Below are 9,921 nucleotides of genomic sequence, written 5' to 3' on the forward strand. Positions count from 1 at the left end.
GATTTCAATCCTAACATCGAACGAACTCGCTTTTTAATAAACCGATGATCTTGTTCCACTATGTTATTGAGATATTTCACTTGCCTTAGTTGGATGCCTAATGGCATCTTTTTTTCTTTTCTCAATTCTTCAACTGCTATAGGATAAGCTGGATTCTTATCGACTGTCACGACACGAGGCTCAGAAATATGAAAAGACTGCAAAGCTTTCTTGAAGAATCGCTTTGCAGCCTTGTGGTTTCTTGCTTTGCTTAGGTAAAAATCGATGGTATTTCCTTTCGAATCGACAGCACGATACAGGTACATCCATTGACTTTTTACTTTGATATATGTTTCATCGACTCTACAAGAGTCATTGATTTGCTTGAGATGATGACGGATTCTTTTGTCTAATTCAGGACCATACTGATGAACCCAAGGCATAATCGTTGTATGAGCAACGGATAAGCCCCTTTTTCTAGAGTGTAGACTCATTTAAAAAACTTTGCAACAGAACGTCCTTGAAACACCGATATAGCCTTTAAAATAAATTTCCATATGCTTTTTGTAAAGTGAATGGTATCTCCTATGTGAAATATTCTAATTTTGCATTGGGAAAGAATTTCTCCATATAAGAATAAAGATAACTTTTTATATCTTCTTCTTCTTCTTTTTGATAAATGTATTTTCCAATTCCATATTTCCCCCATTTATATCTTCTTTTCTCTTCATCTAATTCTAATTTTGTCATGGGATAATTTTTTTCAATTACTCGTTTGGCAGGCTTTGTAAATCGATGTTGAATAAATTCAAATGTGATATCATCACGTGCATCAAGTGGTAATTCAGCATCAAGACGTTCAAACATATGATAGTACCCATCCTGCCAACCTTCATGCAGATAAATAGGGGCCACAATGAACCCAAGTGGATACCCGGCTCTTGCTACTTTTCCAGCGGCCTCAATCCGTTTTGCTAGGGGAGAGGTGCCGGGCTCAAAATTTTTAATAACATAGTCAGCGTTTACACTAAACCGAAATCTTGTTTTCCCGTTATGTTTTGCATCAAGTAAGTGATCTACATGATGAAATTTAGTAACAAACCTCAATTTTCCATACTCGGATTCTCCAAAATGCTCTATTGCGTGCTTAAGAGTATGAGTTAAGTGATCAATCCCTACAATATCAGATGTACAGGATGCTTCAAATCTTGTCAGTTCAGGTGCTCGTTTCTCGATATATTTGTCAGCAGCCTCAAGAATTTCGGCCACATTTACATAAGTACGGATATATGGTTTACTACCCATCGTTGTTTGTAAATAGCAATAATGACAATGGCCCATACACCCTGTTGCAAAGGGAATAGCATACTCAGCTGAAGGCTTTGAGGTGTCAAACTTTAGTGTCTTTCTCACACCAACGACAAGGGTAGATTTTGCTACCCTGTACTTTTGAAAATCATTTTCTCCTGGGAGATCTCTCACTTGGTTATGTGAGGTGGTATACCGAATTTCTACAGCCATTTTTTTGAATTTTTCTTGAAGTTCTCTTCCTAACGGATAATCTAATGCATTTGGTTCAAAGTATACTAGCTTAGGTATAAATGGATTATTCATTCTAATATCCCCTCTAAAGCATCTCCATAATAGTAATTGTAAGCTTGATTTGCCTCTTCTTCTGTAGAATAAACAGCCATTTCATTTGATAATGGATAATAAGTTTCATAAAGAAATAAAGCTAATTCATTTGGATTTTCAGGGTTATTTACAACGGCTGCTGCTTGTATATTTGCTACATCCTGGGTGTGGGGGTTTCGGTAAAAAACATAGACAATATCTCCAGCATGATAAGTTTTGTCTTCGTTAAACAGTTCCATTCCATCACCTTTTCTTTTATAAAATCTATTGGGTACAGTTATTCATTATTAAATTTTTATCTTTAGTGCCTAAAATTATGTCTTCTTTATTATGGAAAAGCGTTTAGCTAATTGATTTAACCCATGTGGGACATACTTCGTTGCAAATCAATAGATTTAATTCAATTCTTTCTTTTGGTGTTCTTTTTTTCAACCAGGGGCAATTGAAAATGTTTTAGACTATAGAAAATTGATGTAATTATAATATTTTTTCAAGAAATTTTAGATTTAAAGAGAACATCCTGCATAGACATGTTATAAGTTTTTTATAAAATTGGGTTATCTAAGAAGGAAGACATATTTTGAAGAAAGTACTATTATTTGGAGATCCAGGTATTGATGATTCCTTAGCTATCATATTTTCTAGAAAAGATGACATACTATGTATATGCTATTACATTAATAGCTCAAATAATTGGTCATTCAATTGGCAGATAATTTGTTTATCTGCCAAACTCTTTCATACGCTTTTTATTTTTTAAAAATTTAGTGTTTGGAGGTATAAAAATGAATTTTCCACATTCTAAAAAAGAAAAGAGTAACAACTCAAAAAACTTAAAATCTGATACTATTAAAACTGGACTTCAGCCAGTAGAACAAGCCATGAATGGATTGTACGGAATGCCAGAAACTGATATTGAAGACAAAGAACACCAAAAAACGGAAATTTGAAAAATAATTAATATTTAGATACTACTTTTATTTTGTATACATACTTTATTCCTAATAAAAAAACCAAGGGAAATCAAAGTTTCCTTGGTTTTTTTATTTTATTATATTATCAAGCATCTACTTTTTTTGTCTCTTCCTTCTTCCGAATCTTTCCAGGCCAAAAAGCGAAACGGCCTAAAACGCCTGTAAGTGAAGGAACAAGAAGAGGTCTTACTATAAATGTATCCAGTAGTACTCCTATTGCTGTAACAATACCAAATTGAACAAGTACTTGGATTGGTAAAGTAGCTAATACAGCAAATGTTCCTGCCAAGATTAAACCAGCAGACGTAATAACACTACCTGTTTGAACCACCCCGTTTTTGACTGCTTCAAGCTGTGGCTGGCTTCTTTTGTTTTTCCATATTTCAGAAACCATAAATATGTTATAGTCCTCTCCTAATGCTACCAAGAACACAAATGCATATAGAGGAATCGCTCCTTGTATTGCAGGAGCATCCATACCATAGTGAAGTAGTAACCATCCTGCCCCTAATGCAGAGAAGAATGATAATACCACTGTTACAATTAAGTAGATCATCGCCACAACAGAACGTAAATATACAAGTAATAATAATGCGATAATACCAATCATAACAGGAATAATCACATTTTGATCACGTTCAGTTGTTTGTTTCGTATCGTATAATGTAGCCGTTTCTCCTCCAATCCATATGTGGTTATTAGCATCACTTATTTCAGCACTTTTCATTACCTGTTTCAAACTTTTTCTTAACTCAGGGATTTTATTCATCCCCTCAATAGAATACGGATTATCTTTTATTGAAACTTCAAACATTTGTAATTGATTATTCTGTTTCCCTTGCACTGGTTCTGTTACTTGATCTATAAAAGAAAGTTTTGTTAATTCTTCTTTGACAGGTACATCTTTTCCTTTTGTATCAACAACAATTTGTACAGGTGCTAACTCACCAGGTGAAAAATGATCAGAGATTAAATTAAATCCTTCACGTGAAGGCATATCTTTTGGAAATGATTCTATTAAATCATACGTAAATTGGATACGTGGAACAAATGAAGCCAATCCACCTAATAAGAATAGTGTTAGCAGGATAATTGTCCATGGTTTACGAATAACAAGATCTCCAAGTTTTTTGCTTAAGAACCCTTTCGATTCCTTTACCTTGATTGTTTTCTTTTTTTTCTTAGCATATTCTTCATTCATTTCTCTTGTTCTTGGGATGAATGGGAAAAATGCTACTCTCCCCAAAATAGCTAATAATGCTGGTAAAATTGTCAAAGAAGCGATTCCCATAAGGAAAACAGCCACGCTAAAAGGTACTGCAAATCTATGGAAAGAACCTATATGAGCAAGTAATAGAGTACCTAATCCTACTACAACGGTAAGAGCACTCATAATGATAGCTCCACCTGATTCTTTAATTGCAAGCTGTAGCGCTTTAAATTTATTTCGCTCCACAAGAAGAAACTCTCGATATCTTGAAATTAGAAATAGACAATAATCCGTACCAGCTCCAAATAATAGTACAGTCATAATTGAAATTCCTTGCGCATCAGCAGTAATCCATCCTTTATCAGCTAAAAAACCTAAAGTTGGACTAATTATTCCATAAGCAAACCCAACTACAATTAAAGGTAAGATTGCTAATAGCGGTGAACGATAAAGAAGAATAAGTAAAGCTAAAACAAGTAATACAGTTGCAACCAATAATTTCACATCAGCCTGACTAAATATGCTTACTGCATCAGTCTGAATACCAACTGGCCCTGATAGACGTACATGCAAACCAGAATCAGAAATCTTTCTTTTAAATGGATCATCTTCCACTGTATTCTTTATGACAATCTGCAGTTCAGCCATATTCTCCTGCAGCATATCTGTCCCTACAGTTTTATCAAAAAACACAGGAGTTACAAGAGACGTACCATCTTCTGAAACATTTTTTGCTAACGCTTGGTGCGGTATGGTATCAAAAGGTGGTAACGTTGATTGCCCCTTTAATGGCGAATTTCTAAGTTTTTGATAAGTATCTTGAATTTTCTTAAAATTCTTCTCTTCTAAACCTTCATCTTTATGCCAAACAATAAGCACAGGGTTTCCTGAATCATTCGGAAATTCTTTCTTAATTATATTATTAGCCTGTTGTGACATAGCCGTTTCAGGAAGATTAGGGGCTGTCTCATCTTCAACGGTATTCACAGCTGGCCAAGTAAACGATAAAACAAGTGTCAACAAGACCCATACAAAAAGGGTAATCCACCTTGCTTTTGGTCCACCGACATATTTCCCCCATGTATAAAGAGGATGTTTTTTCATAATATTCCACCTTTCTTACTAATTTTAGAATTAATTATATATACTGGTTAGTTAATTAATCAAGTGCTATTCAACTGATATGTTATAATATTTTAAATTATGAAGAGTCAGGAGAGAATGATATTGGAACAAAAACAACGTCCTTTAGGAAGACCACCTCAAAATAAAAATACAAAATCTACAAAAGATAAAATTGTTGATATTGCTACAAAGCTGTTTTTAAGTAAAGGTTATCAAATTGTCTCTATGGAAGATGTTGCAAAAGAGTGCGATGTAACAAAGGCAACTGTTTATTATTACTATGCTACAAAAGCTGATCTTTTTACGGATACAATGATTCAAATGATGGCACGCATTAGAGATAATATGCATAAAATTCTTTCAACAAGTAAGCCGCTTAAGGAGCGATTACTTGATGTTGCAAAAGTTCATTTAACCGCAACACTGAACATTGATATCAAGAGTTTCATGAAAGATGCAAAAATATCTCTTTCAGAGAATCACTTAATACAAATGCAAAAAGCTGAAGATAAAATGTACGAAGTATTGGATCAAGCAATACACAAAGCGATACAAAAAGGTGAAATCCCTAAAGGGCACTCGCTTTTAAGTACTCATGCCTTTGTTGCTTTGCTATACTTAGGTGATTACAAAGATGTAAATCAAAAGCCACTGATTGCCAATATAGATGATTTAGCTGTAAGCATTGTAGATTTTTATTGGAATGGATTGGGACATTAATTCAGGATTTTTAGTTATATATATTTCCTTGATATTGGTGTTTACATATTTATATAAAAAGCGACCATACTAATTTTTATGTTAGTATTTTATTGTGAAATACTACATGTTTTACTAACTACGATGCTAGGAGGATATTACGATGGATATTCGTGAAGGATTAATTCCAACTGCATTAGGTACAGCGGTCACAGCTGCAGGTTATGCACTTAAGCAGACACGTGGTTCTAATAAGATGATTGCTAATACGGTATTTGGATTTGGTTTAGCTCATGTTGTTTTAGGGGTAATTGATTTAGTCGAGCATCGTCGTTAGAACGAAGGCAAGCATATTTAAATGCTTGCCTTTTCTATACCAAAAACTTAGATATGCTCATGTGAAAATTTAAATTAGGTATATATTATGCTGAGAAGGTAGTCATACGCTATACATGTATACAAAAAATCTTACTATTTCTATTGAATGATTGAATTGATGTACAAGAACTTTTATATGAATATATATAAAATTTATCTGTTTATTTTAGAAGAATTATTTTTGAAAAGTAAAGATGCCCCCCTAAATTACATAATGTCAAACATGATTAATCAAAGTACTTTAAGCTCATACTAACGTATGTTTTATAAATACTAGAAATGGGGTTGATTAAATATGGAATTTGAAGGTAGAAATACTACTGAATCTGCACTTCTTCAATATAAACATGGGTTGGGTTTATTTACGGAAAAAATGCCAAAACTGGCTGAACAGTTTAATTCTTTTACAGAGGAATGCTTTAAAGAAGGTACATTATCAAAAAAAGTAAAACAATTGGTTGCTTTAGGGATAAGCCTTTACTCTCAGGATGAGTATTGCATTATTTATCACACTAAAGGATGTATAGATCAAGGAGCTTCAGAGCAGGAAATTCTTGAGATCATTGGCGTAACAGCTGCATTTGGCGGGGGAGCTACCATGAGTCAGGCGGTCACACTTGTTCAAGAATGTATGCAAGAGTTAAATGAATTAAAGCAGTGACTATCCAAGATATTGTTAAAAACATGTTTAATTTTTTGGGTTGTATTTATTACATTTTCTTGATAAAAACCAAACAATACAAAAACTTGAGCATTTTTAATTATGCTCAAGTTTTTGTAATTTATCAATTCATGCTGTAAATTGTCCAAGATAAATATGTAGCAAAAGCAGACCATAAAAGATAAGGGGTACGGCAACGATTCTGGGTATGAGGGGCCACTTCACTCAAGGAATCGACTTTTTTAGTTATTCTTAATGAACTAACGCATGCGTTAGTTCATTAAGTAAGAGGTTTGAAAAAATAGCCTGTATATATTCGAACGATGAATAACTTACCTATTTTCTTGTGTTTGTTTGCACCACATGCAGAAAATTCAGAAAAACGTAACATATTATTTATCTGTTTGTTTTTGCTTCTTTTTCAAATACTCCGCACGCAATTTTTCAAGTTGCTGCTTTTTATCAAATTTGGCAGGCGTCTGTTTTTCATGAAACTTTGTCACAGCTACCTGACCTTTGTAATCCAATTGATATTTTCCCACTTTGTTCACCTACTTTTCTTGTCTTTAAAGAGAATCTATTCAACAAATATAATATACCTTATTTTACTGAAGTAAACCTTATTACTTTATTAGTTTTTCTACTTACATCTATCTTAATCCAAATATTTCCTACTTAAACTAACCTGCCCCGTTAGTTTAAGTAGGAAACTTCACAATCTCAATAGAGTAAACCCTATTGGGATGGTTCTTTGAAACAAGTCACATGGTACTTGTCATTTTTGGAGGTAATTTACACCTATTTTAAGTGTTATTTTGCACAGGTTCCAAATAAAAAGGAGATGGCGATCGCCACCCCTTAAATACTTTTCTGCAACAATCGTGCCCCGATTGCGGAAGAACGTTCTGCTGTAGCTTTGAAATAAAGTTTAATCAAAAACACCTCGCAACCTCATATTTTACGATAAGTAAAAAGAATCCATTTTGAAAAAAAGATTGATCAAAATGGATTTTCGTGTTAGAAATATAAAATTAATTTTTATAACAAAGTCTGATTAAAACTCCTAGAAATGTTTAATAGGAAAATTGACTTACTTGCACTAAAATTAACTTATTCTTCAAACCAAAACAGAACTTCAATAGGTGCTTTTAAAACTTTCGCAATATCATAAGTAAGTTTGAATGAAGGGTTATATTTACCATTTTCGAGATTACCAATCGTTTCTCTTCTAACACCAACCTTGTTAGCTAAATCTTCTTGAGACATATTTAGCCTTACCCTATATTCTTTCATTCGAGTCTTAATTGGCATCTTGCATCCCTTTCTTTTCTCTATGTTCAAATATTTCAAGACTAATTAGGAATGTACCGAATGGTATGAAAAGCGAAATTGTAACAAGGAATCTAATTACATCTAAATTTTCCAAAATCAAAACACTTAATGTTACTATAATGCCCAGTATGAGTGCTACGAAAAATGCTCTTGTAGCGGCGATACGAACATGCTGTATAAAGAGCTCATCGGGCACAACCTTTGCATACAAAAAGAAGAAAAAGAAACCGAAAAAATAACCTACAAACGATGAATAATCACCTAAAAATGAGAACGGGCTTAAAAAGCCAAAAAAACCGAGAAACCCCAAATAAGATAATTTATTTTTCATATAATCCCTCCTGTGTGATATATTTCGCTCTTTATGATAAAAATATATCACATAGATTAAGAAATAAAAAGGTCCTATGGTTCATTTCTATAAAACAGTACGACTTTTTTATAAACAGTTAATCTTTTTTTAAAACGGTTAATCTTTGTTATAAACGATTCAACTTTCTTTCAAATCCACAGCTGCACATCTATGCTTTCTGGATAACGAAGAAACAATCCTATTTTGCGTAGTTCTCCTTCACTAAATTTAAAATAGAAGCTTTGCATAAAGAAATTAATTCAATCAAGCCATAGCTATTCACCACAACTAGAGCGTCTCATCCAATTTCTGAATCTTTGAGTGGGAAATTAAATATACATTGCCAAAAATGTCGATTTTGTCTCCCTTTGTACGTACGGCGCAATCTTTGTTCGACGCATAAATATTCATTTCTTCCGATAAGGGAGACAGTTCGCTTTGAACCAGCGCAATGTTATTTTCAAGATCAAAATGAGACAGGACGGAAAAATCGTCAAGGCCGATTCCGTCGTAAACAGAGCTTATTTCATCTCCAAATTTTTTCGAGCATAACCATTTAGCGGACATATTTATCGCACCAGCGCTTGCTCCCATCACAACGGCTCTGCTTTTTTTAATCAAATCCGACAATTCATATTCCATCAAAAAACCATTTTGTTTAAGAATATTTCCACCCAACAAGAAAATGACTGAAGCATTTTGAATTAACGTTTGGGCCTCTTCCTTCTGTACGCGATAATTAATTAAATGATATTCATCAAATATAATGCCGGCCTGGTCAAGCCACGATCGTTCAGTAGCACCATCATCTTCATAAGAAAATGGATTCGAGCTAATCATAACAAGCGATTTTCTATCAGTTATATCCTCCTGTAACACCCTGCCCAGATTCTCTGGAAAAAAATTGTTAAACCAACCTAAATAATAGTGAGTTTTCATAAGTACCTCCCGTAGTAAAGTGTAAATAACATTAATTTCCTGCGTTACTCATTCTGTTTTCTTGTCACCAACACAATATTCTCAATATGGCCCGATTGCTGAACAATCTAAAAAAATTCTTCCTCAACTTTATTATAGCTTACTCTAATAGAAGTTGTCGTTTGTTCCAAAACTCGTAAGTTTATGAACAGAGGATTAAACTCAATAATATCAACGTTTTCTAGCTATAATCGTGTTCATAAAGTGTGTAAGCAAATCAATGTTCAATTAAACTTATATTTTTATCTTTTTGAACATGTATGCACCTTTAAAGAATGCTGTAAGGATTTGTACTCCTTAGCGTACAATTTCCCCAGAATTATATAGTGACCCCTATAAAACCAACCTCATATAAGCTTATTATACCCTCTCAGACAAACTAAAAGAGGTTCTGGTGCAAAAACCATTTGATAGAGATATAGAACCTACATGGCCTATTCAATGACAGATTATGATGCAATTCCAAATAACTTATGTATGAACCCAACTTCATTTTGAGCAGACTTCACCTGTAGGTTAAGTTGTCCTTTTTTCATCATATGCATGGCTTCAACGCCGCTCAATATAGAAGTGGCTGTTTCATACGATTTGAATCCTA

11 protein-coding genes and 2 pseudogenes are annotated in these 9,921 nt (G+C 33.6%); 4 read left to right on the forward strand and 9 right to left on the reverse strand.

Features of this window, described 5'->3' with window-relative positions:
* The 3 genes and pseudogenes from C568_RS0129610 to C568_RS0129620 all read right to left on the reverse strand — a co-directional run.
* Positions 1 to 455 (reverse strand): annotated as a pseudogene (locus C568_RS0129610) (IS6 family transposase); the annotation flags it as partial.
* Positions 456 to 564: 109 nt separating this feature from the next.
* Positions 565 to 1,593, reverse strand: a complete 1,029-nt coding sequence (gene splB, locus C568_RS0129615) for a spore photoproduct lyase (RefSeq protein ID WP_018783657.1) — start codon at positions 1,591 to 1,593, stop codon at positions 565 to 567.
* The gene (locus C568_RS0129620) at positions 1,590 to 1,853 is read right to left on the reverse strand and encodes a transcriptional regulator SplA (protein ID WP_006096981.1); all 264 of its coding nucleotides are present in this window, start codon (positions 1,851 to 1,853) and stop codon (positions 1,590 to 1,592) included. Before C568_RS0129620 ends, splB begins: the two co-directional genes overlap by 4 nt.
* A 546-nt stretch (positions 1,854 to 2,399) precedes the next feature.
* Here C568_RS0129620 and C568_RS33975 point away from each other — a divergent pair.
* Positions 2,400 to 2,564, forward strand: a complete 165-nt coding sequence (locus C568_RS33975) for a DUF4021 family protein (RefSeq protein WP_018783658.1) — start codon at positions 2,400 to 2,402, stop codon at positions 2,562 to 2,564.
* A 109-nt stretch (positions 2,565 to 2,673) separates the two neighbouring features.
* On the opposite strand, the gene C568_RS0129630 is transcribed toward C568_RS33975, so the two are convergent.
* Positions 2,674 to 4,902: an MMPL family transporter gene (locus C568_RS0129630; protein WP_018783659.1), complete on the reverse strand. Its 2,229-nt coding sequence runs from the start codon at positions 4,900 to 4,902 to the stop codon at positions 2,674 to 2,676.
* A 117-nt stretch (positions 4,903 to 5,019) separates the two neighbouring features.
* Between C568_RS0129630 and C568_RS0129635 the strand changes: the two genes are divergently transcribed.
* The 3 genes from C568_RS0129635 to C568_RS0129645 all read left to right on the forward strand — a co-directional run bounded on the left by C568_RS0129635 (position 5,020) and on the right by C568_RS0129645 (position 6,661).
* Positions 5,020 to 5,643, forward strand: a complete 624-nt coding sequence (locus C568_RS0129635) for a TetR/AcrR family transcriptional regulator (protein ID WP_196813671.1) — start codon at positions 5,020 to 5,022, stop codon at positions 5,641 to 5,643.
* Between the two features lie 142 nt (positions 5,644 to 5,785).
* The gene (locus C568_RS0129640; protein WP_006096976.1) at positions 5,786 to 5,959 is read left to right on the forward strand and encodes a hypothetical protein; all 174 of its coding nucleotides are present in this window, start codon (positions 5,786 to 5,788) and stop codon (positions 5,957 to 5,959) included.
* Between the two features lie 336 nt (positions 5,960 to 6,295).
* A complete protein-coding gene (locus tag C568_RS0129645) occupies positions 6,296 to 6,661 on the forward strand; it encodes a carboxymuconolactone decarboxylase family protein (protein WP_006096975.1) in 366 nt (121 codons plus the stop codon).
* Positions 6,662 to 7,053: 392 nt separating this feature from the next.
* Here C568_RS0129645 and C568_RS34990 read toward each other — a convergent pair whose 3' ends face one another.
* The 5 genes and pseudogenes from C568_RS34990 to C568_RS33980 form a co-directional block, all read right to left on the reverse strand.
* Positions 7,054 to 7,203: a hypothetical protein gene (locus tag C568_RS34990; RefSeq protein WP_002174157.1), complete on the reverse strand. Its 150-nt coding sequence runs from the start codon at positions 7,201 to 7,203 to the stop codon at positions 7,054 to 7,056.
* Between the two features lie 568 nt (positions 7,204 to 7,771).
* A complete protein-coding gene (locus C568_RS0129655; protein ID WP_018783661.1) occupies positions 7,772 to 7,972 on the reverse strand; it encodes a helix-turn-helix transcriptional regulator in 201 nt (66 codons plus the stop codon).
* A complete protein-coding gene (locus C568_RS0129660; RefSeq protein WP_006097206.1) occupies positions 7,962 to 8,324 on the reverse strand; it encodes a DUF3796 domain-containing protein in 363 nt (120 codons plus the stop codon). The genes C568_RS0129655 and C568_RS0129660 overlap by 11 nt, the downstream gene beginning before the upstream one ends.
* 309 nt (positions 8,325 to 8,633) lie before the next feature.
* Complete coding sequence (locus C568_RS0129665) at positions 8,634 to 9,284, reverse strand: Type 1 glutamine amidotransferase-like domain-containing protein (protein ID WP_018783662.1); 651 nt, start codon at positions 9,282 to 9,284, stop codon at positions 8,634 to 8,636.
* Positions 9,285 to 9,772: 488 nt separating this feature from the next.
* Positions 9,773 to 9,921 (reverse strand): annotated as a pseudogene (locus tag C568_RS33980) (IS6 family transposase); the annotation flags it as partial.

The sequence above is a fragment of the Bacillus sp. 95MFCvi2.1 genome (assembly GCF_000374965.1).
In the GTDB taxonomy this organism is placed as follows: Bacteria; Bacillota; Bacilli; order Bacillales; family Bacillaceae_G; genus Bacillus_A; species Bacillus_A pseudomycoides.

Coding starts and splice junctions, on each gene's coding strand:
- splB (WP_018783657.1), bottom strand. CDS start 1,593: ATGAATAATCCATTTATACCTAAGCTAGTATACTTTGAACCAAATGCA.
- C568_RS0129620 (WP_006096981.1), bottom strand. CDS start 1,853: ATGGAACTGTTTAACGAAGACAAAACTTATCATGCTGGAGATATTGTC.
- C568_RS33975 (WP_018783658.1), top strand. CDS start 2,400: ATGAATTTTCCACATTCTAAAAAAGAAAAGAGTAACAACTCAAAAAAC.
- C568_RS0129630 (WP_018783659.1), bottom strand. CDS start 4,902: ATGAAAAAACATCCTCTTTATACATGGGGGAAATATGTCGGTGGACCA.
- C568_RS0129635 (WP_196813671.1), top strand. CDS start 5,020: ATGATATTGGAACAAAAACAACGTCCTTTAGGAAGACCACCTCAAAAT.
- C568_RS0129640 (WP_006096976.1), top strand. CDS start 5,786: ATGGATATTCGTGAAGGATTAATTCCAACTGCATTAGGTACAGCGGTC.
- C568_RS0129645 (WP_006096975.1), top strand. CDS start 6,296: ATGGAATTTGAAGGTAGAAATACTACTGAATCTGCACTTCTTCAATAT.
- C568_RS0129655 (WP_018783661.1), bottom strand. CDS start 7,972: ATGCCAATTAAGACTCGAATGAAAGAATATAGGGTAAGGCTAAATATG.
- C568_RS0129660 (WP_006097206.1), bottom strand. CDS start 8,324: ATGAAAAATAAATTATCTTATTTGGGGTTTCTCGGTTTTTTTGGCTTT.
- C568_RS0129665 (WP_018783662.1), bottom strand. CDS start 9,284: ATGAAAACTCACTATTATTTAGGTTGGTTTAACAATTTTTTTCCAGAG.